At 29.3% G+C, this 24,948-nt stretch carries 16 protein-coding genes, 3 tRNA genes and 1 pseudogene; 2 read left to right on the top strand and 18 right to left on the bottom strand.

Features of this window, described 5'->3' with window-relative positions; genetic code table 11:
- Positions 1-16 precede the first annotated feature (16 nt).
- The 16 genes and pseudogenes from BLU40_RS12255 to BLU40_RS12185 form a co-directional block, all read right to left on the bottom strand.
- Positions 17-1,306 carry a restriction endonuclease subunit S gene (locus BLU40_RS12255; protein WP_090123891.1) on the bottom strand — a complete coding sequence of 430 codons (1,290 nt, stop codon included), beginning with the start codon at positions 1,304-1,306 and terminating at the stop codon, positions 17-19.
- A 1-nt stretch (position 1,307) separates the two neighbouring features.
- Positions 1,308-4,226, bottom strand: a complete 2,919-nt coding sequence (locus tag BLU40_RS12250) for a type I restriction-modification system subunit M (protein ID WP_090123889.1) — start codon at positions 4,224-4,226, stop codon at positions 1,308-1,310.
- Positions 4,227-5,643: 1,417 nt separating this feature from the next.
- Positions 5,644-5,757, bottom strand: a pseudogene (locus BLU40_RS17780) (ATPase); the annotation flags it as partial.
- A 196-nt stretch (positions 5,758-5,953) separates the two neighbouring features.
- Positions 5,954-6,703 (bottom strand): hypothetical protein, encoded by a 750-nt coding sequence (locus BLU40_RS12245; RefSeq protein WP_139170960.1) that lies wholly within the window; start codon positions 6,701-6,703, stop codon positions 5,954-5,956.
- Positions 6,704-6,878: 175 nt separating this feature from the next.
- A complete protein-coding gene (locus BLU40_RS12240; RefSeq protein WP_090123884.1) occupies positions 6,879-7,712 on the bottom strand; it encodes a response regulator transcription factor in 834 nt (277 codons plus the stop codon).
- Positions 7,713-7,717: 5 nt separating this feature from the next.
- Positions 7,718-9,745, bottom strand: a complete 2,028-nt coding sequence (locus BLU40_RS12235; RefSeq protein WP_175454786.1) for a histidine kinase dimerization/phosphoacceptor domain -containing protein — start codon at positions 9,743-9,745, stop codon at positions 7,718-7,720.
- A 195-nt stretch (positions 9,746-9,940) separates the two neighbouring features.
- A complete protein-coding gene (locus tag BLU40_RS12230) occupies positions 9,941-10,612 on the bottom strand; it encodes a P-loop NTPase family protein (protein WP_090123878.1) in 672 nt (223 codons plus the stop codon).
- 302 nt (positions 10,613-10,914) lie between these two features.
- Complete coding sequence (locus BLU40_RS12225) at positions 10,915-11,583, bottom strand: hypothetical protein (protein ID WP_090123876.1); 669 nt, start codon at positions 11,581-11,583, stop codon at positions 10,915-10,917.
- Between the two features lie 46 nt (positions 11,584-11,629).
- On the bottom strand, positions 11,630-11,908 hold the full coding sequence (locus BLU40_RS12220; RefSeq protein ID WP_090123874.1) for a helix-turn-helix domain-containing protein: 279 nt from the start codon (positions 11,906-11,908) through the stop codon (positions 11,630-11,632).
- A gap of 464 nt (positions 11,909-12,372) precedes the next feature.
- Entirely contained in the window at positions 12,373-13,218 is an 846-nt protein-coding gene (locus tag BLU40_RS12215; protein WP_090123872.1) for an RteC domain-containing protein, read from the bottom strand.
- Between the two features lie 57 nt (positions 13,219-13,275).
- Positions 13,276-14,544 (bottom strand): site-specific integrase, encoded by a 1,269-nt coding sequence (locus BLU40_RS12210; RefSeq protein ID WP_090123870.1) that lies wholly within the window; start codon positions 14,542-14,544, stop codon positions 13,276-13,278.
- Between the two features lie 338 nt (positions 14,545-14,882).
- Positions 14,883-14,956 (bottom strand) — tRNA-Arg (locus BLU40_RS12205).
- An 11-nt stretch (positions 14,957-14,967) separates the two neighbouring features.
- A tRNA-Pro gene (locus BLU40_RS12200) sits at positions 14,968-15,042 on the bottom strand.
- Positions 15,043-15,063: 21 nt separating this feature from the next.
- Positions 15,064-15,147, bottom strand: a tRNA-Ser gene (locus BLU40_RS12195).
- Positions 15,148-15,248: 101 nt separating this feature from the next.
- Positions 15,249-17,213, bottom strand: coding sequence for an HD family phosphohydrolase (locus BLU40_RS12190; protein WP_245729944.1), 1,965 nt, complete (start codon positions 17,211-17,213; stop codon positions 15,249-15,251).
- Positions 17,214-17,364: 151 nt separating this feature from the next.
- On the bottom strand, positions 17,365-18,741 hold the full coding sequence (locus BLU40_RS12185) for an NAD(P)-binding protein (protein ID WP_090123867.1): 1,377 nt from the start codon (positions 18,739-18,741) through the stop codon (positions 17,365-17,367).
- A 145-nt stretch (positions 18,742-18,886) separates the two neighbouring features.
- Here BLU40_RS12185 and BLU40_RS12180 point away from each other — a divergent pair, with 145 nt between their 5' ends.
- A complete protein-coding gene (locus BLU40_RS12180) occupies positions 18,887-20,062 on the top strand; it encodes an acetyl-CoA C-acyltransferase (protein ID WP_090123866.1) in 1,176 nt (391 codons plus the stop codon).
- 8 nt (positions 20,063-20,070) lie between these two features.
- Complete coding sequence (locus BLU40_RS12175) at positions 20,071-20,841, top strand: C40 family peptidase (RefSeq protein ID WP_090123863.1); 771 nt, start codon at positions 20,071-20,073, stop codon at positions 20,839-20,841.
- A 51-nt stretch (positions 20,842-20,892) separates the two neighbouring features.
- On the opposite strand, the gene BLU40_RS12170 is transcribed toward BLU40_RS12175, so the two are convergent.
- The gene (locus BLU40_RS12170; protein WP_090123861.1) at positions 20,893-22,170 is read right to left on the bottom strand and encodes a tetratricopeptide repeat protein; all 1,278 of its coding nucleotides are present in this window, start codon (positions 22,168-22,170) and stop codon (positions 20,893-20,895) included.
- Between the two features lie 11 nt (positions 22,171-22,181).
- A complete protein-coding gene (gyrA, locus tag BLU40_RS12165) occupies positions 22,182-24,707 on the bottom strand; it encodes a DNA gyrase subunit A (protein ID WP_090123858.1) in 2,526 nt (841 codons plus the stop codon).
- Between the last annotated feature and the right edge of the window lie 241 nt (positions 24,708-24,948).

The following is a 24,948-nucleotide window of genomic DNA, read 5'->3' as shown; positions in this document are numbered from 1 at the left end:
AGCATTGGTTTTTATTTTAAAGTAGGTTGGTTACACGTTTTTTACCTGATAATAAATCTTGCATTAAACCTGTTTTTATTTTTTGGAGTTTTTTGAGTTCTATGTCAGTATCATAAATAATAGATGAAATTTTATCTAATTTATCTGAAATGTCATTTTGCTCTGAAATTAAATTTGGTAGGAGAACCCAAATTTTTCTTAAATCACCAATATTAATATCAATGAAAGTAGTACCTTTTATTAATAGTTCCATTTGTTTCTCATTTGTATAAGATTTTAGAAACCACGTTAAAAAACTATTGTTTATTTCAGATTTAGGCACGATACGTGCAACACCTCTAGTAGTATTACATCCAATATATTCTTTACCCACTAAATTAAAATCACCTACAGATGCTCTAACATTACAAACAATATCATTTTCTTCTAATATTGTTCTTTTAAATTTATCAGAAATTGATTTTTTAGTTCTCAATAGTTTATCAACGCTATTTATTCCATCTTTATTTAAATCTATAGTTCTTAAGACGGGTATTCCATCTTCAATATGCTCGTAGGTTTGAACAATACCATATGTAATAGTTGTATTTTTCCTTTTACAATACTCCAATTGAATGCACTCCCATTCCACAGGAATACGCCCTAAAGGGCTGTCTTTAAATTGGTGGGTTTCTTCACTGCGAATGTTACCGTTTTCATCAATACCTTTGGTTAATAAATCTTGCATTAAGCCTGTTTTAATGCGTTGGTATTTGGCAATTATTTGTTTGGTTTCTTCAATTGCCCTGTCCACTTTAGAAAGTACTTCAGCAATTTTTTGTTGTTCGGTTTTGGATTTTGGGAGTATATATTCTAATTTTTCTATTTGTACGGGACTAATATTTTTTTGAGCACCACCAGCAAATAATGAGTCTAAATTATTTTGAACAACTTGTGATGATAAAAGATACTGTAAATATTTATTATTAATCTTTTTACAATTAAACTTACCAACTCTTTGATTTAAGATAAATGGAAAATCTCCATTTTCAAGAATACATATTTTACCTAAATCACCTGTTAATCCCATTAAAACGTCTCCTGAATTTAGAAGGAAATTAGAATGAGATTTTAAAAATCTATTAGGAACATAAATAACATCTTTATAAACAAAATCACCATTTCCAACATTTCCAATTCTCACCAATAAAACCCCTTCATTTTGGTAATCATTAGATTTAAACGCATATCCACCTTGAACATTAAAATAATTGTAACCAAAATCTTTTTCCCAACCTCCCGGGATCTCTTTTTTAACCACTTCCATCTTAATCAAAATAGTTTAAAGCGGTTAAAAACTCATTTAAGTCGGTCATTGTATCTTTTCTACTGTTTTCAATACTTTCAGCAGACACAGCATATTTATCCCAAAGGTTTTCATATTCGCCTACTAACATTCTTTTTTCAGCATTCAGGTAACGTTGCAATTGGTTGTTAATGGTATCTAAATGTTTTTTTAGTATTAATTTTTGAGATTCTTCAGGTGTTATAGTGCCTCCAATGCTTATAAGTACATCATCTAGGCTATTTAGTTTGGTGTTTAATATTTCAATATTTTTTAAAGTTGCATTGTACTTTTTTGTAATTGCTTTAAAAGCAGTTTTCGCTTTTAGTACCGCTTGTAATTGTTCAGGATTGTTTTTATCTTTCTTAAGCTGTTTTTCTAGAACATTTACCGCTTTTTTAATATTGTCATAACTATCGGTTTTTGATAGTTCAGTTTTAAAAATAGCAATAGCTGTTTCAATAGCTGTATTTAAGGTATCTAATTCTTTATTTGAAAATTTAAGCAAGGCATTTGTTGTTGCTTTTTCATCATCGGCACCATAACGCTTTAAAATTAGTTTTAAATTTAACTCCTCTTGTTTTTGTTTTAAAGTTGCTTTTAATGCTTTAATTTCACTTTCTAACTCTTTTATAGTTGTTTCCATTTCTTGAAAAGGAATGGCTTTTTTTGGTGTTTTCTTTTCGTCAATTAAATAACTAATGGTTGTTTTTAATTCTTTTTTAGCTAGCGTAGTTGTTATTTTTTCTTCTTTCTCTTCATCTAACTCATATTCTAATACATTAATAGCTTCTTCAGCAGCTTCACCTAGCGCACCTTCTTTTTCAGCTTGTTGAATTTCCAGTTGTTGAATTTCTTGTTCTTCGGTTGTAAAATATTCAGCAATTAAATATTCATCAGGAATTAAACCAGGATCCCATCCATTTTGCATAATGGTTTTAAGGTCGTACTTTATATTGTCCCACCAGTTTACAAAAACACCCGCAACTTGAAACTTGTCTAATACGCCAATAGGAATGAATTTTTCTTTGATGGTTGCCAGTAAACCTTCTCTTACATTAGGTAATGACTCTTGCGGTATGAACCCATTATCTTCATTAATTTTTTCAATGGTTGCTTCAACATCTTCTGGCATACAATGCACGTGAACTTGTGGTTCTTCTACTGGTGCTAATCTTGAAAAATCCTTTTTTGCTAATTGCCACCAATCAGTTAAATGATCACTTAATTTTTTGAGGGTTTGTTCAACGTTAGTATCAGTATCTATTACAGATTTAATGTCAGTTTTTTCTTCAAAATTAAAATCCTTATATCTCTCATTCTTATCTTTAAAAAGTTGGTTTCCTTGAAAATTAAATTTTTGACATTGAGTGTTTTGAATGGCTTCAATTTCATTGGTTGGAACACCGCCTATTAAATGCGCTTTTACATCTTCAGGTTCTGGCTCAGGAGTGTTATCTACATAACGTCTGATATTAAGTGTGTAATCATTTTTTTCAATTTCACTAATATCAACTAAACGGCTGTATTTAGGTTCTTCAATTTTATTATTGAATACATAGTCTATTTTTTCAACATCTTCTGGTCTTAAATTATTTTGTTTTTTACCTTCTGCATATTCTTTATCTGCATTTATAAAAAATACTTTGTCCTTAAATTCTTCAGGTTTGTTTTTATTTAAAATTAATATACAAGCAGGAATACCAGTACCATAAAATAATTGAGGTGGTAAGCCAATAACGCCTTCAATTACACTATTATTTGGTTGTAACATTGCTTCGCGAATTTCACCCTCTGCACCACCTCTAAACAATACACCGTGTGGCATTACTACCACCACTTTTCCATCTTTTTTGCAAGAAGCCAGCATATGTTGTACAAACATTAAATCGGCTTTTTTGCCCGACTCGGGCGTAAAACCATACGGAAAGCGCGATGTGTATTGCATATCGGCTCTGTTGTAATTTTGCGAAAATGGAGGATTTGCAATTACTCTATCAAATTGAATAATTTGGCCACCTTTTACGTTTAAAGGCTCTAATAAGGTATCTCCAAATTCAATTTTGTATTTTCTGATGTTATGTAAAATGATATTCATTTTACAAATAGCTACCACTGAAGGTTCCAATTCCTGACCGAATAACTCTAAGTTATTTGCATCTTGACCGTGTTCTTCAATATAATTGTGAGCTTGAATTAACATACCTCCAGAACCAGCAGTTGGATCGTAAATTGAATTTCCAACTTCAGGTTTTAGTAATTGTACTAGTAACCGTACTACTTGATTTGGTGTGTAAAATTGACCTCCTTTTTTACCACCTTCATCAGCGAAATATTTTAATAAGTACTCATAGGCAGCACCTAATAAATCTGGGAATTCAAAGTTTTCATTGATTAAGGCTGGGAAATCATTGAAATGATTAATCATATCCTTTAAATCCTTGTTCTTAACGATTTGTTTGTTATCTACTTCACGGTTGAAGTTGATACGCCCTTTAAAAACACCTGCTAAGGTTTCACTATTTGCTTCTTCAATGGCATCTAAGGCCTTGTTCAACATTTCACCAATGTTTGATTGTAAGTGTTTTATTGGTGGCTGAGGGTTCTCATTTTCATCAATAAAGCCTTCATTCCACCTTGCACGTGGCGGAACAAAAAAGTATTCACCATATGTATCAGGGTCTTCAAGTAATTCATCTATTGTTTCTTGAGGTAAATGCGCAAAATCATTTTTACGTAATGCTTCCTTTTTTTGGTCAAAAACATCGGACATTCTTTTCAAAAAAAGCATTCCAAATATGTACTCTTTGTATTCTGATGGGTCAATTTTTCCTCTTAAGATATCGGCAGCTTTCATTAAAAAGGATTCAAGCTTGGATAATTTTATTAAATTTCTTTTCATTATAGTTGTAGGTTAGGCTTTTAGCCCTTGTATTTTGTAATGAATATTCTTTTAGCAAATTTCTCACTAAAGTAAACAAAAGCAACACAAATTTTATGTTTAAAAAAATATTTATCTAGACATTTTTAAATAATTCAAAAATACCAAACGAGGTTAAAAGTACTTAAAATTTATGAGGTGTTTTATGATAAACTTACTTTTTTAGATAGATTATTATTGATTGTTTCTTGAGATTTAAAAGGTTCATTTTTTAAACATTCCATATTAAACAAATTAAAGTAAATAGCATTCGATTTTATTACGGGAATCCGTAGTGTAGTAACTGAATTTTAAAAAAAATAAGAAAACTAGTTGTAAGCAATTATAAATATGAATATCATTTAAAATTAAACACTAAGAAATGTAATGGCATATTTAATTTTATAATATCATTTAATAAGTTCTATGCACGCATTGTTAAAGTTGTAAAAAAGAGTATAGCTAATAGGTATAATTACTATATTTGAATTGTTAGGTTTTCATAGACCTAATCTTTTTAAGCTACGCTCATTTTATTTTTTTATTGGTGTAGCTTGAATAAGCTTTTATTAATTATTATTCATAGGATAATTTGTACAAGCTTATTTCATAGCAATTTTCCCCACCTGAAAAAGGTGGGTTTTTTTATTATGAAAAACTTTCTTTATCTATGTAACTATGTATGATATCTCTACAAAACACAGTCTTTTAAGTGCTTTTGAAGATATTTCATACAATCAACAACCATATCCAACCTATCCAATTTTACAGTTGCGTTCATTAAATATTCGTGTTCAGTTACAATGAACAGTGTTAAATATTGAACACCAATTATTTTCTTTTATCTTTTGATTTTTTTGTTGAAATTGATCTACTTGGACTTTGGTTGTATCCATTTTTTTTAAACTACTATGAGTAGGGTTTTATAATTCTTGAATTAAGTTGATTATTTATTACTTTTCCATTGATGAAAAGTAACCAAAAATCTAGACTTCTTAAAACTTCATTGAATTCTACATTTTGAAACTTTCACCACCAGACCATTTCATTCTTTGGCTTACTCAGACGTTTGCAAAATTTGAATTCTTACTTCAGTTTTATGAGGTCGAATTTAATTCACTGTCTTTTGTCTTTTGAGTTTTTGTTGAAATTGATCTACTTGGACTTTGGTTTATCCATTTTTTTTAAACTACTATGAGTAGGGTTTTATAATTCTTGAATTAAGTTGATTATTTATTACTTTTCCATTGATGAAAAGTAACCAAAAATCTAGACTTCTTAAAACTTCATTGAATTCTACATTTTGAAACTTTCACCGCCAGACCATTTCATTCTTTGGCTTACTCAGACGTTTGCAAAATTTGAATTCTTACTTCAGTTTTATGAGGTCGAATTAAATTCACTGTCTTTTGTCTTTTGAGTTTTCATCAAAACTAATTAAGTTAAAAATTTGTCTCAACCTACTTCTTACTCTATTCCCATACCGTTTTTCTATTTCTTGCGCGTTAAGATTTTCTTAATAGAATTAACGCTACTTTGTTTAATTATATCGAAACAAGAGTTATAAAAAAAACCTATACTACTCTGAAAAAACAACACAATAAATGATGGCTGAATTATTTATTAAAATAAGAAAAAAACTCCAACAAAATTGTTGGAGTTTTATAAAAATTAAATTGATTAATAGTTTCTCAAATATTTTATTATTTTTATTGACCTACTCTTTTACGTTTGGCTTTTATTTGTTTTGAAATCTGCTCCATTTCTCTCGGATCAATTTGTCTTGATAGGTTGCTCAAAGTTTCTGCATAATATGCTTCTAAAACTTTAGCAACAGGATTATATATTCCAGTATCACTAAAAATTACTTCATCTGAAACCTTTCCTTTTGAACCATTAAATGTTAAATTACCATTTGTTGATACAGGAACTCTATCTAAATCGACAGTTTTTTTCCAAAATTTTTCTCCATCCATTGGATCTGTTGCAGTTAATATAATTCTACCTTTATGGTAAAATGTACCACCTAATTTAAAACATGTTTTACACATCATCTGCGTTGCAAAATCTGCTGATTTTTTACCAAAATCACCTTGCTCAGTTAAAATTTCTACTTCAAGCTCTATAGCAAAATCAGTATTTAACTTATCGCCATACACCATTTCATCTCTAGTCTTGTAAGGCCCTTTTATTTTAAAGCCATTAGCATTTAACGTTTCTTCAAAGTCATCAGCCATATTTCTAACAAAGGATGCATACGGTTCTACTAGATTGTTATCTTCACCATCTGAAAAGACAGGGTCGATTACAGCTACAGTTAAACTATTATCGGAGATTTGGGTTCTTTGATCTGGAGTGTAACTAAATTTTGGATTATACTTTGAAGGGGCAATTTGTTTGGTTGAACCACATGACACAAACAATAGAACTAATGTAAAAAGTAGAATGAATTTTTTCATTGTAAATTATTTTTTTTGAATTAATAAAGCCAAAATAACCACCAATGGAATTAATGAAAAAACCAAAATGAAAATCACTGTTTTATTAATGAAAATTCACTTGTTGCAATTTCATATTTAATCGTGAAGTCTTCTAAATACGTTTCAACTTTATCAAAACACTAAAAATTACGTTTTATTTATATTCCTGATATAATGATTCAAATCGTTTTTCAAGTTCTGGCTTATATCGTTCTGAAATTTGATAAACTTTATCTCTAATTTTTAATCGTTTCCCATTAATTCTACCATTTAAAATTCCATCCTTAATATTAACAATGGAGTGTTCGCTAATTCTAACAAAATAATGAGGTAAGGTGTTTAATATGGAAGCCAAGTTACCCCTAATATAGAATTTTTGATCATCCCAAGTAACAACAAGAGCATAATTTGTATCTACTTTTTTATATATTTCTTTTCCTTTTTGTTTTGATTGATCTTCGTCTCTTTCTGTGGTATTTCGAGTTATTACCGCTACATCTTCAAATTTTAATGGGATTTGAGAAACATCTACATTTCCTAAATCTGTTAAATTATAGATATAATCTACATAAACAAGTAAAGCATCTTTAATTGGTTTGTTAGCTTTTGCCTTATTACGATGTAAAACAGTTTGTATTTTTCTAATCAACCCCTCAACATCTATTTTTCTGTTTACTTTTACTACAAAATCTTCGTGGTTGGTGTGTAAACCTTCGTAAAAAGTTTCATTATCTTCTCTTTCAGTAACATAAATAAATGGAATTTTATATTCTTCAGATAGCATTTTACCTAAATCTAAGCCTGTGAGTTCACCTTGTAAATTAATATCTAACAATACAATATCAGGTCTTTTATGGTTAATACTTGCAATGGCTTCTTTTACACTAGGTGTATAATCTGAAACCGAATAATTTTCTTTAACTAATTTTTTTCTTAGTTTTTCGTAAAGTATAGCCTCATCTTCTACTATAAGTATATGTGCTTTCATAATTTTTATGCTTTTGGGAATTGTATATTAAGCCTTACTCCATTCTTATTTTTTAATTCAAAGGTTCCTTTTAATTGTCTTGAGAGGAGTTTCATAATTCTCAATCCATAAGAACCTATAGTGTTTATATCAAAATCATCTGGAAGTCCTTTACCGTTATCAGCTAATTTTAAAATATAGCTATCTTCGGTTTCATTCATATTCACTTTAATTTCCCCTTCATTTTCGAAAGCATATTTATAAGAATTGGTTAAAAATTCATTAACAATTAAACCTAGTACTGAAGATTTATCTGCCTGTAATTTTAAATCTTCATTTATTTGTTGCTTTACTGATATATTTTTATTGCTATAAGTAGAAGCTACATTATTAGCCAAACTTTCAATATATTTTTTTAGGTTAACATTGGTAACATCTGTACTTTGGTACAGTTGTGAATGAACTTCATTAATACTTGCTATTCGGTTTTGAAGCTCTTCTAGTTTATCTTCTAAGGCAGAATCTTGGTAATCATCTTTTATTTCATCAACAAATGCATCAATAATATTAAGATTGTTTTTTACACGATGATGCAATTCTTTTTGTAATTCTTCTATTACATTTTTTTGACTACTTATGGTTTGTTTTGCTTTTGCTTCAGATTTATAACGTTTCCATATAAAGAATGCTATACATATTACTGATAATAAACCAATAGCTAATAACAAGTTTCTTGTATTGGCTTTTTGTGTTAATAATGCTTGTTCTGCATTATCTGCTTTAAGTTGAACGTTTTCTTTTTCTTTCTTTTGGGTCTGGTATTTGGTTTCAAACTCAGTTATCCTATTCTCTTTTTGTTTAGCTTCCATTGAATCTTTCAACACTGTAAAACGTTTAAACGTAATTAATGATTTTTTATAATTCTTTTGAGCTAAGTATATGTCTGATAAATTTGACAGTAAAGAAACTCTAAAGTCAATATTATTACTATAACTACTAACCACAGTATCCTTAGCTATTTCATTAAATAATTCTAATGACTCTCTGTAATCTTTATTTTCTTTATAAGCCACAGCTAAAGTATGTTTTGAAACCCTTATAGCAATAGGATGATTAAGTTCAAGGGCTAAGTCTAAAGTTTTTTTACCATAGTCAACACCTTTTCTACCATTTCCCATTCTATTATATGTAACAGCTAAACTATTCATTACATCAAAAGAAAATCTCTTATCTCCTATTTCTTGGAGGAATTTCAACGCTATTTCATTATGAGTAATGGCTTTCCCATATTTTCCCCATCTTGAATAATTTAATGCTAGATTTCTATATGAATAACCTAAATTTTCATAATTATGAATCTTATTTAAATTAAAAGATGATAAAAAATACTTGTCTGCTTTTTCATATTCTTTCAATTCCATTAAATGCCAACCTAATTGAGTATTTGAACTTATCACCAAATTTATTTCATCAAATTTCTCTGCATATTCGATAGATTTTAAAACTGCTTCTTCAGATAGTTTTTTTTTACCTAACTGACGGTATGTTTCCGAAAGGTTATTATATAAGAAATAGATTATTAACGTAGTTGGATTTTTTTCATATTTAGAAATTGCTTTTTCATAAATATCCTTAGCTCCTAAAAAATTACCTTGAGCGTGAGTTATTCTTGCTAACTGATTTAATAAATGGTAATGATTATCAGGGTATTTAATACTATCTTGCTTTTTAAGAGTTTTTTTTACAATATTTTCAGCAGTTTTATGATCTTCTTTGAGAATATAATATTCAGATATATATATGTTAGATTTTGAAATTAGAGTATCATTATTATATTTATTAGATAAATTTTTAAACTCTTTTAGATAAATAAAATTTTCCTTGTATTTAGAATTTGAATGAATAAGTTCAGTTAATTTCTTTAATAAATTTAACTTTTCAAGTTCGGTATTTTTTTCTTCGTTTAAACATATTTTTAAACTATCAATCTTAGCCTGTTGACAATGAGCTACGAAAGAAATGGTTACAAGTAGGAATAACAGAATCTTTTTCATTTTTTGCATATAAATATAAGTAATTTCTGTTAAATTTTAACAAAACTTTAAGATTCAATTATTTAAGATATTTTCATATGTATTTATTTTATTTTCACTCAAAAGAGGGTTATTATCATTAAAGAGAAGTATTTTCAATTACAATCAACTTCTTCTTGTTTTTAATTAATCAATTGAAGATCATCACTATTTGGATTATTTCCTTTTATCTATCGAGCTTTCATCAAAACTAATTAAATTAAACATTTGCCTTAACCTACTTCGTACTCTGTTACCATACCGTCTTTCTAATTCTTTTGCGTTGAGGTTTGTCGTAATATGGGTAAAGATTTTTCTTTTTGGTTCTGGATTGCAAAAAAGCTCATATCGTGATAATAGAATTTCACCCAATACATTGCATTCTTTTGCATAATGACTTCCGGTTGGTTCTACGCCTAAATCATCAAAGCAATAGTTTTGAGTTTGGTTGTATTTTTCTAAAACATCATAACCTTTTGCATTAAAATTAAAAACAATACTCCTGGTTGGTATTAATTCAAAATTAGTTTTGTGCGGAGCTAAATGTACCAATAATTTCATCAATGAAGTTTTACCACAGCCTACTGGTCCGGTTAATAATAAACCTTTGTTTGTGTCTATACCAAATTGAGCGCAGCTCAAATGGTCTTGAATGAAGTAGCAGCAAAGTTTTAATAATAGTGGTTCGTCTTCTTTGTAGATTTTAAAGTTTTTACCAAATAATAAATGGCCTTTTATGTTGAGGTAGGTTTTTATTTTTTCGAATTCGTAGTGAACGGTATTGTTTCTTATTTCTCCTATTTGGAATTTTGAGTTTCCTTCGATTTTTATGTGTGGTGTTGAGCTCATAGCTTTTGGCTTTTGATCGTAGTGTTTTAAAGATGATTTTCAAATATTTTTTAATCCTTTTCATTTTGCCTTGATGCAAAACCCTTCGACTTCGCTCAGGATAAACCAAGACAAAAAATCAAGACTGATTTTAATTTCTTTGAATTCTACAAATGTTTCGCTTTCGCCACCAGACCGCTACGCTCTTTGGCTTACTCAAACGCTTCACAATTTTGAATTACTATAGAAATTTAAATAGGTCAAGTTTTCATAGTTAGAATTTTCTTATTGATGAGATTCTGAAACAAGTTCGGAATGACGAACTAAAGTGGTTCATTGTACTTTTTATTTTGGTTGGTGTGGAGGTTGTCTTGATTTTGGTCTAGTAGTAAATTGTTTGAGTTTATTTTTTTAGACAAATTCATTTCTTCAGCTTTTAGCATCCAACTCCTGGCCGTAGCTTGCCAATCAACCATTTTTGCTTTTCCTCCAACTTTCCATCCAATTCCCTGGTAATGATTGAAAAATTTTTTTGCTTCCAATTCAGGATAATTTTCTTTTTTGAAAAAATCTAAAATCAATTTTTCTTTTGCAATTGCCTCTAGTTTAATAAAGTTTATATTATGTTTATTAATGTTTATATTAGATACCACTGCTTGTCCATTTATGGTAGAGTCTAAATACAAGGCTTGCTTATCACTTGTGCTGAAATTAAACAACTTCACTTTACTGCCTTTAAATGGATTGTGAGAAGGCTTATAAAGAATATATTTCCAATGACTTAACTCTTTAATACAACGATGATATGTTGTGTTAGAACCAATTTTAGAAAACTTCATTACTTCTTCTCGATTAATATAAAATTCATTTGGAAAGCGGTTGTAATTCCAAAATTGAAACAAAGCAACATATAGGCTTATATGTGTTGGGTTTAAACGTGTATCTTTTGAAAATTGATTAAAGATACCGTTAAGGTGTTTTATGTAATTCATATGTTTGTATGATGAGATTACGCATCAAGTGCGGAATGACGCACGTTTAGAATTTGTTATGAATGCTATTTTCTTTTATTACTTTATCAATTTCATCTGCATCATATAAAATGATTCCTCCAATTTTTGTGTATGGTAGTGTTCCATTGATTCGTAATGTTTGAAGTGTTCCCGGACTTACTTTTAACAGCTCCATCAACTCGTTTGATTTTAAATATTTTTTTTGTGGTGCAGCTGTCGTTTTTTGAAGTAAACTTTTAATGTCTTGCAACAATTCAATTTTGAATTCTCTTAAATCATCTGTTGTAATAATTTCTGTTGGCATTGTTTCAGCTTTTTTAGATTAATAAATTTTTATAGCGATTTGACTTTCGTGCTACAAAGCTGAATTGTTTACTTGATTTTTTTTAGTAAATACTAAGAATACTAAAAAAATTAACATTTCTTAAATTTCATGTAACTGATATCTAAAGCAATAACGTTTTAAGATCTGTAAAATAGTATGTTTTTTTAGTATTTTGGACTTTTTTTTCTCTTTAAAATACTGGTTATTTTTTTAAAAAAAAGGGTGTTTTTTTAGCTTTTAGTATTGTTCAGAAATACTAAAAACAAAACTCGTAAACACCTGAATTTCAAAATCTAATAAAAGTGTATTTTCATTAAAAACAATAAAAACACACTTTTAGTATTCTGTTTTTGAAAAAAGTAGTATAAAAGCATTTTTTTGAAATACTAAAAACTTTTAAAAAAGTGGAGTAAAACTTTAATAGCAACAAATACTATCAAATATTATACTTCTAAAGCTAATTTATTAGATAGAGATAGAGTTAACTTATCTAAGAATTTTGTTGAATCCTTTTTTCTAGATTTTATTTGGTCAAATGTTTTACGTATGTTACCTAAATCTAAATTAAAGAGTTCTTCACATACTTTTACAATTCTATTTAAATCTGCATTTCCATTTCTAAAGCAGCCAGATTCATTTAAGGCAATAATTAATTCTATTAACTCAGTTTTTGTTCCAGTCCACTCTAAGTCATTAAATATTTCAGGTTTTACCTCTTCAATAATTGTCCTGATTTTTTTATTTTTAAGATACTCCAGCTCATTATTATAAAAGTTGATTAATAAATCATGAGCAATAATTTTTGAAACTAATAAGTCTCGGCTAGTAGTAAATAATGGGTCTTTAAAATGATGAGATGTGTCGACAAATAATTCCAACTGATCAACCCCTCTTAAAAAGTAAAGATGATCTAATTTATTTTCTTCTAGTCTATAGTATTTCACAAATTCAAGCTGTTTACATTTTTTACTATCTAATTTGTTAAGTTCAATATTTATAAACTTCTGTTGTTTTGAAATTCCAGAAACTGGTTTCTCAAGTAGATAATTATGTAATTTTTTAAAATACTGAAGTCTTCCTTCTACATAAGGTTTTTGATATTTAAAGAATGTAATTTCATCCTTTTTTGAAGAAAAGTTTTTTGGCCTTACAAGATCGCTAAACTCATTTAAACACTCTCTTGAGAGTTTAATTCCTTGTTTTAAATTTGTTAAGCTGTTTAAGTTTGATTTTTCAATTAGAGCAATAGATTTCTTATACCTATTAAAGGTAGGGTTAATTCTCTTCATAATGGGTTTTTCAATTTTTTTAGTTGCCTAAAAATAATAAAAAAACCCAAATAATAGTTAACTGCTTGATTTACTCTTATTCTCTTCTAAATTTTGCTTTGATTTATTACTTAATAGTGTTTTCAACACATTCATATCATCGCTTACTTTCTGTTCTATTACTCTTGCATAAATTTGAGTAGTAGCCAACTTAGTATGTCCTAATAATTTTGAAACGGTCTCTATTGGTACTCCATTTGTTAGTGTAATTGTTGTTGCAAATGTATGTCGAGCCATATGGAATGTTAAATTCTTTTTTATACCACACAAATCTGCTATTTCTTTTAAGTAAGTGTTGATTTTCTGATTAGATAATGTTGGAAATAGTGTTCCGGTAACCCCTGCTCTTAAATTATCTTTATATTTAAGAATTAGATTTTGAGCAGGTTCTAAAATTGGAATTTTTACCGGTGTTCCTGTTTTCTGACGTTTGGTAACAATCCAATTACCTCCATCCATACCAATTAATACATTATCAGTAGTTAACTTAACAATATCGGAATATGAGATTCCTGTATAACAACTAAAAATAAATAAATCCTTTACCAAGTTTATTCTTTCTATTTCTGAATCTAATTCTTCAATACTTTTTAATTCTTCTTCAGTTAAAAAAGTTCTTTCACTCTTTATATATGTAGATTTAAATTTTACAAATGGATCTCTAATTATCCATTCCATATGAAAAGCCATTGTTACCATTTTACGTAGGCGTTGAATATGCTTCATTACTGTATTATTTCCAATTCTCCGTTGATGGTCTGTTGGTTGATATGCACGTAGAAAACTCTCAAAACCAATAATAAATGAATAATTTAAATCTTTTAAATAAATATCGCTCGTTTTAAATTTCTTCTTGATAAACTTCCTTAAATAACTTTGACTTGACTTATAATGTCTCATTGTATCTTTATGAAGTTTATCCTTTAATGTAGTATTGTGATAATCTATTAAATCTTCTAAAGATTGATATTCTTGGTCAGTACCTAAATATCGTTCCTTAATAGCAACAGAAGTTATCATTTTACCTTCACCTTTCAATTCTTGAAAAGCTTGGAATAATTGAGCTTTTACTTGATCAATGTATTTATTAGTTAATCTTGCATTTTGGTCACGGTTTGTAACCATTGCTTTTTTTGAGTCCCACACAGTGAGATTTACTTTTCTTTTTAATCCAATACTTACTCGTTTTTTGTTTACCGTAATTCGAGCATAAAGTGGTGCCTCATTATTTTTGGCACGTGCTACATTGGCCCATATTAGGACAGAAAAGGATACTGAAGTCTTCATAGTTGACGTCTTTTTAAGTTAAACTTTAATTAAGACGAAAGTCAAATCAACTATAGTTAGTGTTTCAAATATCAAAAACGTTTACCTTTTTATATAATTTAATAGATTATAAACGTTTTTTTTACTAGCTAATATTAATACTATAAATATATTAAAATCCTTAATTTATAAGGGCTAAGCTCCTAAATTGGTAAACAAAATTCATTTTTTTAATCTGTTTACCTTTTTGCTACCACAATATATAAATTAATATTAAATAATATGATGGTCTAAAAAACAAAAAACCTTGTAAAACATAAGGTTTACAAGGTTTTGCAGCGTTTTGAACACTTTAAAAGTGATCGCGACAGGATTCGAACCTGTGACCGTCTGCTTAGAAGGCAGATGCTCTATCCAGCTGAGCTACGCGACCATTTTGCTTTGTCGGGGTGGCAGGATTCGAACCTGCGGCCTCCACGTCCCAAACGTGGCGCGATAACCGGGCTACGCTACACCCCGAATTGGCTATCTTTTAATTTGCGGAGAGACAGGGATTCGAACCCTGGCAACACTTACGCGTTGACAGATTAGCAATCTGCTCCATTACCACTCTGGCACCTCTCCTAAAATATGTCCTTGAACTTATTTTTGCGGTTGCAAATGTATGACTCCATTTGCTTTTACACAACAATTTTCGATCTTTTTTTTATCTTTTTTTTATTTAGCTATTCTGGATATTCAATTCTTAAGTGATAAATATTCTTTAACTTCTTCTTTAACACCTTTTTAATGGTTTGAAGTTCTTTAAAAGTAATATCTGCATTCATAAATTGACCATTCTCCATTTGAGAGTTTACAACCTTTTCTACCAAACCATCAATTACTTGTGCAGATGGTTCTTTTAAACTCTTAGATGCTGCCTCTACAGAGTCACACATCATTAATATTGCAGTTTCTTTTGAAAAAGGTATTGGACCAGGGTATTGAAAATATTTCTTATCTACAGCTCTCCCTTCAATTTCCTCTTCCTTTTTATAAAAATAATAAACTAATGATGTTCCGTGGTGCGTTCTAATAAAATCAATAATTCTATCTGGCAGTCTATTCTTTTTTGCTAACTCTACACCATCAATTATATGATTAATAATTATTTGCCCACTATCTCTCGGCGTAAGCTCATCATGTGGATTTACACTAGTTGATTGGTTTTCTGTAAAAAACATTGGATTTGCCATTTTACCAATATCATGGTAAAGAGCTCCTGTTCTAACTAACATTGAATTTGCATGTACTTCGTTTGCACAAGCTTCAGCCAAATTTGCCACTTGTAACGAATGTTGAAATGTTCCTGGGGCTTTTTCTGCTAATTCACGTAAAAGTTTAGAATTTGTATTCGATAGCTCTTTTAAAGATTCATCTGAAACTAAACTAAAAAGAATTTCAAAAACATAAATTAAAGGAATTACAAACAATGTTGCAGCTCCATTTAAAGCAAAATATCCAAATTTAGCCCAGTCTAAATTGGAGGCGTTTCCTTCTTGAATAATTGAAAAAGCGAAATAAACCACAAAATACACAATGGTAATTTGCAATACAGATATAAATAGGTTTGCTCTCTTATAAAGTTCAGATATTGTTAAAATAGTTACAATTCCAGCAATAATTTGTAAAAATAAAAATTCAAAACTATTGGGTACAATAAATCCTAAAAGCAACACTGTTAAAACATGTGTAAACATTCCTAAACGAGCATCAAAAAAAGCTTTTAAAACTAGTGGAAGTATTACAATTGGAACTGCGTAAACAAATTCTGCATTAAACTTTACAATAAGTGTAGTTAGAAATACAACTAATAAAATATTAAAAAAGATAAAAGTAACTTTATTATTATTTTCAAAAATTTCTACTCTATACTTTCTAAGAAACAGTAATAGCATTAAAAAAGCTAAAGCTACTAAAAGTATGTAACCAAAAACAATCCAATTATAATTAGATTTACTCCAAACTTGAGATTCGAATTCGTTTTTTATCGATTCTAAAACAGCTAGCTTCTCTCCTTCAACTATATCTCCTTTAAAAATTATTCGCTCTTTTTCTGCAACCAAACCTTTGGTTAACGAAATAGCACTTAAACTTTCCTCTAACGCTTTTAAGGTAAGTTCTTCATTTAACTCTACATTTGGCTTTAACTCTTCAAATAAAATATTTAAAAGCGTATTTTCGACTTCTGTTAAAGGCTGAACTCCAATTTTAGAATTTATATATTTTAAATTATTGTCAGTTTTAAATAGTTTATATGGTTGAATATCTTGAACCATATTACCTCTTTTTAGAGTAACTATATCTTTATCAATTTTATGATAGTTTACTACATTAAAAAGTCCGTATTCATATACATCTGCAACAATTCCATCAACAACAGTTAAAATATTTTCTTTTTCTGAAGCGTCTAAATCTGAAGCATTTAAAACTTTATTAACTCTTTTTTGAATATTATCTTTAACAGCTATAGCTATACCTTCATCATATTCTAAATATAACTTTGAGTTTTCTCGAAGTTTTTTCTTTTCAGCCTCTATTTCTACCTTAGTTTTTTGAATTGCAAAATCGAACGGAGCATAATAATTTTCATATTGCCATGGTTTTCCTTTTTGAAATTCATATTTAAAATGACCTCCTTTCGGAAACATATAGACTACAAGAAATATTGCAAGTAGATATAAGAAAATCTTATATATTAAGGAGTGGTTTACAAGTAATTTGTTTATCGTTTTCTTCACTAAAAAGGTATTTACCAATCAAAAATAACAATTATTATCTACCTACATTAAATAGCTTCTATTATTTTTTTAAGGTTTCCTCTAATCTAATTGGAGTTTTTTTAAATACCCAATTTAAATAACTCGTAAATTTTTGCTTTTTATGTATTAAATTTACCTTTTCATACAAATCATTAATTTGCTTTTTGGGTTTTATCTCTTTTACTTTTAAACCATTTATAATTCGTGGTAATTGCTCATTTACATTGTCTTCTATTTCAATATTTATTGAAGTTAACCATTTCTCTAACTTATCATTTGAAGCTTGCGCATCTATAATATCGAAAGCACTTTTTTTACTATGTCTACTCGATTCTTGAATATTACCACGCCCTGTTACCGCATTTCCTATTGCAAATACATTGTCAAAGCCATCTACTAGGCAATTACTTCCTTCTGCTATTTTTAATGAAGTATTATCATATGGCAAACCTTCAATTTTTTCTGGCAAACTTCCTATTGATGAAATAACAAAACTTGTATTTATTTTATATTGATCTCCTTCAAATAAAATAATTTTACCATTATCAATCTTTCTTTTTTGCAAAATCAATCCAGTTAACTTATTATTTTTTTCAACAAAGCTAACAGGAACGCTTAAAGGAATAAATTCGAACATATATTTGTTCTTATACTTATTTAATAATTTTTCTGAAACCAACCTTGCAGCTTCAATACTCTCAATAGAATTATCTACTGCCGTTTTCAAAGGCATATCTTTTGCTGTTTTTCGGTAAACTAACTTCGCTTTTTCAATTTCTAACTCTTTTAAACTCGTTTTATAAGTTTCTAATATAAATCTAACACCTTTATGTTCTAGAGTAAACATATCTACTTTAATACCTTTTTTAAACCATAACTGCTTTCTCACTAACTCTATCATTACAATTTTAATAACATCTAAAGATGCTAATCCACCTCCTAGAACAACAGCATTATTTTTAATAAAGTAATTATTACCATTATAATTAGGTTCGTGTTTATGGTTAAACCAATAAATAAAGTCATTCTGATACACCAATTCTTTATTAATAAACTTTCCAATCTGAGGAATTGGAAACTGTCTATCATTCCAAGCTCCATTTGCAATAATAACACCTGAAAATGACCAATTGTTAATTAATTCTAAAAAAGAAATATCTTTTCCTATTTTAGTATTTGGCAAATAAATAATACTAGGATGATTTAAGTTTTTATCTATCTTTTCTATTTGTCTATTTCTCAATTTTACATGCCAATTTGGTAAACCATCTTCAATTTTACCATAAGGCAAATTATTCATTTCAAAAACCACAACTCTAAAGCCATTATTTGCTAAAATATTAGCAGCAACAGAACCAGAAACGGCTCCACCAATTATAGCTATATGATGCTTTTCCCTTACACTTTTCAAACTCATAACTACCTGGTTTTAAATACGTAATACAATTTACGAAAACTAAAAACAAACAACGCTACATTTATTACATATTTTAAACTCTCATATAAAAACTACAATTCACTTAAAAATGTTTAAATTCGCATTTAAAATAATTGATTTATAAATGAAAGACGTTGTTATAGTATCAGTAGCAAGAACTCCAATTGGAAGTTTTCTTGGAAGCCTATCCAATATACCAGCACCAAAATTAGGTGCTGTAGCTATAAAAGGAGCTTTAGATAAAATTAATTTATCGCCTAATAAGGTTGATGAAGTTTTTTTAGGTAATGTAATTTCTGCAGGTTTAGGTCAAGCACCAGCCAAACAAGCCGCTATTTTTGCAGGAATTCCAGACTCTGTACCTTGTACTTTAATTAATAAAGTTTGTGCTTCTGGAATGAAATCGATTATGTTAGCAGCGCAAGCAATTAAATTGGGAGATGCTGATATTGTTGTTGCTGGTGGAATGGAAAATATGAGCTCTATACCTCATTATATTCCAGGAAGAAAAGCAACAAAACTAGGAAACCTTAATGTTAAAGATGGGTTATTACTTGACGGCTTAACAGATGTTTACGACCAGCAACATATGGGTACTTGTGGTGATTTATGTGCCGAAGAACACAATTTTACTAGAGAAGATCAAGATAATTATGCTATACAGTCATATTCTCGTTCTGCAGAAGCTTGGAAAAAAGGAAACTTTTCTAACGAAATAGTTCCTGTTGAAATTCCTCAAAGAAAAGGAGATCCAATTATTTTTTCTGAAGATGAAGAATATAAAAATGTTAAACTAGATAAAATACCTACACTAAGACCAGTTTTTAGTAAAACAGGAACAGTAACAGCTGCAAATGCTTCAACATTAAATGATGGTGCTGCTGCGTTAGTACTTATGAGTTCAAATAAAGCTAAAGAATTAAACTTAAAACCTTTAGCTAAAATTGTTAGTTATGCAGATGCAGCTCAAGAACCAAAATGGTTTACAACTGCTCCAGCAAAAGCATTACCTAAAGCTCTTGATAAAGCAAAAATCGATATTAAAGATGTTGATTATTTTGAACTAAATGAAGCCTTTTCAATTGTTGGTTTAGCAAATATTAAACTACTAGGTTTAGACAATAATAAAGTAAATGTAAATGGTGGTGCTGTTTCTTTAGGACATCCATTAGGTATGTCTGGCGCAAGAATAGTTATTGCATTAACTAGTATTTTAGAACAAAATAATGCTAAAATAGGAGCCGCAGGTATTTGTAATGGTGGTGGTGGCGCAAGTGCAATAGTAATTGAAAGAATATAACCAGATTTATGTTATACGGAATTTGCAATTTAAGTATTGTCCCATTAAGGATTGAAGCAAGTGATGCCAGCGAAATGGTTACACAAGTGCTTTTTGGAGAGCAATTTAAAATATTGAATAAGCAAAAAAAATGGAGTAAAATCCGATTAACATTTGATAATTACGAAGGCTGGATAGACAATAAACAGTTTGAAGAAATTACTGAAGAAAAATATTTTGAACTTAAAACAATAAAACCTCATTTATCTGCTGAATTAATTGATTTTGCTACAGATGAGAAACATAACTTTTCTACTATAGTTATTGGTTCTAATCTACCATTTTACAACGAAAAAGGATTAGAAATTAACAATACATCTTACAAATACGAAGGTGAAGTTTTAGGAGCTAAACTACCTAAAGAAAGTATTGTTGAAATGGCTTATAAATTTTTAAACGCACCTTATTTATGGGGTGGTAAAACACCTTTTGGTATAGACTGCTCTGGTTTTACTCAAATGGTTTATAAACTTTGTGGCTACAAATTGTTACGCGATGCCTCACAACAAGCAACCCAAGGTGAAGTTTTAAGCTTTATTGAAGAAAGTGAACCTGGAGATTTAGCATTTTTCGACAATGCTGAAGGAGATATTATTCATGTTGGTATTGTTATGAAAGACAACTATATAATTCACGCTCACGGAAAGGTTAGAATTGATAGAATTGACCATAGCGGAATTTTTAATGTAGATAATCAAAAACACACTCACAAACTTCGAGTTATTAAAAAAATAATATAAAAAAAGCTCACTATTAAATAGTGAGCTTTTTTTTATATTAGTAAATATTTATTACTGCTTCATTTCTTCGTAAACAGCTTTTATTTCATTTAATTTATCTCCCATATCAAGGTTTTCATATAACCCCATTAATGTTTGAACTATTGCGATATTACTTTTGTCATACTTGTATGCACTTTCGTAATATGGTACAGCTTCTTTATAAACTTCAAATTGCTCTTTTTGCAACTTATCATACTTATCAAAGTCATTTAAGCTTTTATTCATTTCTTCAATAATTGGCTCAGCTTTCTCTAAAATTGCAGCACCAACATTGTTATAAGCATCTGCATAATCTGGCTTTAATTCAATTGCCTTTTTAAAGTTTGCAATTGCCCCTTCAACATCTTTTTGATTTAAACTCATAACACCAACATTATAGTATAAAGAAGGTTCTGTTGGGTTTAATTCAATTGCCATTTCTAACAACTCTTTAAATTTAGCATTATTACCAGCTTTAAAAGCTAAGTTAGCTTGCTCAATTAACAAAATATAATCATTAGGAAACTCTTCTCTACCTTTAGCTAAAATTTCTTTAGCTTTTTCAGCGTTACCATCTGCAGAATAACTAGAAGCTAAGTTTTTATAAATCATTGCTTTTCTAGATTCTTTAACCTCTTTTCCTGGGTTTGAAGCCAACTTCAATTTTACTTGAGTATCTCTACTAGACTTATCTGCATAAGTTACCTTTTTACCATCAGCTTTACTAACTGCAGTATAAACAGTTGTAATTCCTGTATAACCTTTTTTTAACAATTGCTCATACAATTTAATAGCATTCTTATTGTCTTTAGCCATACTATAAAGTAATGCAGCATTGTCTAAATAAGATGTATCTCTTGGACTTAAAACATATATGTTATGAAATCCTTTTGCAGCAGCTTTATAATCATCTGGGCTCTTTGTTTCAACAGCTTTTTTATAACTATCATTAGCTTTAGTTGAAAATCTTTGTACTAGTTTTCCCTGAATTTCTTTAAACTCTTTAGAGTATTTTGGCTTGTTAGTTTGCTTTTCAAATGAAATTAATTTTTTTAAAGCAGCAGCAGTTTTACCAATATTTTTTACTTTTCCATTATTGTATAAAGCTTTACCTTTTAAATAATAAAATTTTGCTTTTGTTTTTTGATCTGCATTTTCAATCAAACCTTCCGCTTGACCAATTGCTGCAAGAGCTGCTTCAACATTATTAGCTTTAATTGCTTTTTCTGCTGTTTTAAGCTCGTTTTTCTGTCCAAATACTGTCATACTCATTACTATAGCTGACAATACTAATATTTGTTTTCTCATTTTAGATTGATTTATTCTTGATTGTTATTTTCTTCTGTACTAGATTCAATATCCGTGCCATTCTCCGTTTCTGAAGCATTAACTTCTATCTCCTCTTCTTCTTCATGCATTACTTTTGCAACAGATGCAATTGAATCGTTATTCTTAATATTTATTAACTTAACTCCTTGTGTAGCTCTACCCATAACACGTAGATCCGCAACAGCTAATCGAATAGTAATCCCCGATTTGTTAATAATCATTAAATCATTTTCGTCAGTTACATTTTTAATTGCAACTAAACCACCTGTTTTATCAGTAACATTTATTGTTTTTACACCTTTACCACCACGATTTGTAATTCTATAGTCTTCTAAACTTGAACGTTTACCGTAACCATTTTCTGAAACAACTAACACATTGCTTTCTTGGTCGTTTACAGCTATCATTCCAATAACCTCATCTTGTGGATTTTGTAAAGTAATACCTCTTACCCCTGAAGCATTTCTACCCATTGGTCTAGTTTTACTTTCTTCAAAACGAATAGACTTACCAGATCTTAACGCCATCATAACTTGACTGTTACCAGTAGTTAATTTAGCCTCTAATAACTCATCACCTTCTTTAATAGTAATAGCATTAATACCATTTGTTCTTGGTCTAGAATATTGCTCTAAAGATGTTTTTTTAACTTGACCTCTTTTAGTTGCCATAATCACATAATGATTATTTACATACTCTTCATTTTTTAGGTCTTCGGTAACTAAGAATGCTTTTACTTTATCGTCTTGCTCAATATTTATTAAGTTCTGTATTGCTCTACCTTTTGTGTTTTTACCACCTTCTGGTATTTCATAAACACGCATCCAGAATACTTTTCCTTTTTGAGTAAAGAATAACATGTATTGATGATTTGTAGCAACAAACAAGTGCTCTAAGAAATCTTCATTTCTAGTAGCAACTCCTTTTTGTCCTCTACCACCTCTATTCTGAACTTTATATTCGTCTAAGTTTGTACGCTTAACGTAACCTGCGTGTGAAATTGTTACTACAACTTCTGAATTAGGAATCATATCTTCAATAGATAAGTCTCCACCAGCATACTCAATTACAGATCTACGATCATCACCATATTTATCTCTAATAGCAACTAATTCATCAGTAATAATTTGGTAACGACGTTCTTCGTTATCTAAAATATCTTTTAAATCTGCAATTTGTTTAATTATTTCGTCATACTCAGCTCTTAGTTTATCTTGCTCTAGTCCTGTTAATTGACGTAGACGCATTTCAACAATAGCTTTTGCTTGAATTTCTGTTAATCCAAAACGCTCAATTAAACTTTCTCTTGCTTCGTCTGCATTAGAAGATGCTCTAATAATTTTGATTACTTCATCAATATTATCACTCGCAATAATTAAACCTTCTAAAATATGTGCTCTTGCTTCCGCTTTCTTTAATTCATATTGTGTACGTCTAACAACAACTTCGTGTCTATGCTCTACAAAATAATGAATTAATTGCTTTAAGTTTAATTGCTCTGGTCTTCCGTTTACTAATGCAATATTATTTACACTAAAAGAAGTTTGTAAAGCTGTATATTTAAATAATTTATTTAAAACAATGTTTGGAATTGCATCACGTTTTAAAACGTACACTACACGCATACCATTTCTATCCGATTCATCACGAATGTTTGCAATACCTTCTAATTTTTTATCATTAACTAATTCAGCAGTTTTTTTAATCATTTCTGCTTTATTAACTTGATAAGGAATTTCAGTAACAATAATACACTCACGTCCTTTTACCTCTTCAATAGTGGCTTTAGCACGCATTACTATTCTACCTCTACCTGTTTCAAATGCATCTTTTACACCTTCATAACCATAGATAATCCCACCAGTTGGAAAATCAGGAGCTTTAATGTGCTGCATTAGTTCAGATATTTCAATATCTCTATTTTCAATATAAGCTACAGTACCGTTAATAACCTCAGTTAAGTTATGCGGTGCCATATTTGTAGCCATACCAACTGCAATACCAGAAGCTCCGTTTACCAATAAGTTTGGTATACGAGTTGGTAATACTGTTGGTTCATTTAAAGTATCATCAAAGTTTAATTTGTGATCTACAGTATCTTTTTCAATATCAGATAACATTTCTTCTGATATTTTTTGCATACGCACCTCAGTATAACGCATTGCTGCCGGGCTGTCACCATCTACAGAACCAAAGTTACCTTGACCATCTACCATCATATATCTTACACTCCAGTCTTGTGCCATACGTACCATTGAGTCGTATACAGATGTATCTCCGTGCGGGTGATACTTACCTAATACTTCCCCAACAACTCTGGCTGACTTTTTATAAGACCCTGTTGCTTTTATTCCTAATTCGTGCATTCCGTATAAAACCCTTCTGTGTACCGGTTTTAAACCATCGCGAACATCTGGTAATGCTCTTGAAACAATCACTGACATTGAATAATCAATGTAAGCTGATTTCATTTCATCTTCTATGTTAATTGGTATCAGTTTTTCTCCGTCTGCCATATATTTTTTTTTAATTTTTTTATGTCAAATTTTAACAAAGCAATATACAACTTTTCGAATTTTTACAAATTATTAATTACGTTGTTTTTATATTACTTATTAACAATATCTAGTTGAAAAGCAAGCTTATTAAACCGCTGATTTACAACTGTTTTTAAAGAATTAAAACTGACAAAATTTCAAAATATTTTAAAGTGGCTTTATTTTTGTACTAAAAAACAAAAAAAATCAGTTAATTTTA

The sequence above is a fragment of the Lutibacter oricola genome, assembly GCF_900106565.1.
Classification (GTDB): domain Bacteria; phylum Bacteroidota; class Bacteroidia; order Flavobacteriales; family Flavobacteriaceae; genus Lutibacter; species Lutibacter oricola.
Note: the sequence above shows the minus strand (reverse complement) of the source record. Positions and strands in the feature narration are given on the sequence as shown.

What these genes read in the sequence shown, in the direction of transcription:
- BLU40_RS12220 (WP_090123874.1), bottom strand. Translation starts at nt 11,908, where the DNA reads ATGCCAACAGAAATTATTACAACAGATGATTTAAGAGAATTCAAAATT.
- BLU40_RS12210 (WP_090123870.1), bottom strand. Translation starts at nt 14,544, where the DNA reads ATGAAGACTTCAGTATCCTTTTCTGTCCTAATATGGGCCAATGTAGCA.
- BLU40_RS12185 (WP_090123867.1), bottom strand. Translation starts at nt 18,741, where the DNA reads ATGAGTTTGAAAAGTGTAAGGGAAAAGCATCATATAGCTATAATTGGT.
- BLU40_RS12245 (WP_139170960.1), bottom strand. Translation starts at nt 6,703, where the DNA reads ATGAAAAAATTCATTCTACTTTTTACATTAGTTCTATTGTTTGTGTCA.
- BLU40_RS12175 (WP_090123863.1), top strand. Translation starts at nt 20,071, where the DNA reads ATGTTATACGGAATTTGCAATTTAAGTATTGTCCCATTAAGGATTGAA.
- BLU40_RS12225 (WP_090123876.1), bottom strand. Translation starts at nt 11,583, where the DNA reads ATGAATTACATAAAACACCTTAACGGTATCTTTAATCAATTTTCAAAA.
- BLU40_RS12255 (WP_090123891.1), bottom strand. Translation starts at nt 1,306, where the DNA reads ATGGAAGTGGTTAAAAAAGAGATCCCGGGAGGTTGGGAAAAAGATTTT.
- BLU40_RS12190 (WP_245729944.1), bottom strand. Translation starts at nt 17,213, where the DNA reads ATGTTTCCGAAAGGAGGTCATTTTAAATATGAATTTCAAAAAGGAAAA.
- BLU40_RS12170 (WP_090123861.1), bottom strand. Translation starts at nt 22,170, where the DNA reads ATGAGAAAACAAATATTAGTATTGTCAGCTATAGTAATGAGTATGACA.
- gyrA (WP_090123858.1), bottom strand. Translation starts at nt 24,707, where the DNA reads ATGGCAGACGGAGAAAAACTGATACCAATTAACATAGAAGATGAAATG.
- BLU40_RS12215 (WP_090123872.1), bottom strand. Translation starts at nt 13,218, where the DNA reads ATGAAGAGAATTAACCCTACCTTTAATAGGTATAAGAAATCTATTGCT.
- BLU40_RS12235 (WP_175454786.1), bottom strand. Translation starts at nt 9,745, where the DNA reads ATGAAAAAGATTCTGTTATTCCTACTTGTAACCATTTCTTTCGTAGCT.
- BLU40_RS12180 (WP_090123866.1), top strand. Translation starts at nt 18,887, where the DNA reads ATGAAAGACGTTGTTATAGTATCAGTAGCAAGAACTCCAATTGGAAGT.
- BLU40_RS12230 (WP_090123878.1), bottom strand. Translation starts at nt 10,612, where the DNA reads ATGAGCTCAACACCACACATAAAAATCGAAGGAAACTCAAAATTCCAA.
- BLU40_RS12240 (WP_090123884.1), bottom strand. Translation starts at nt 7,712, where the DNA reads ATGAAAGCACATATACTTATAGTAGAAGATGAGGCTATACTTTACGAA.
- BLU40_RS12250 (WP_090123889.1), bottom strand. Translation starts at nt 4,226, where the DNA reads ATGAAAAGAAATTTAATAAAATTATCCAAGCTTGAATCCTTTTTAATG.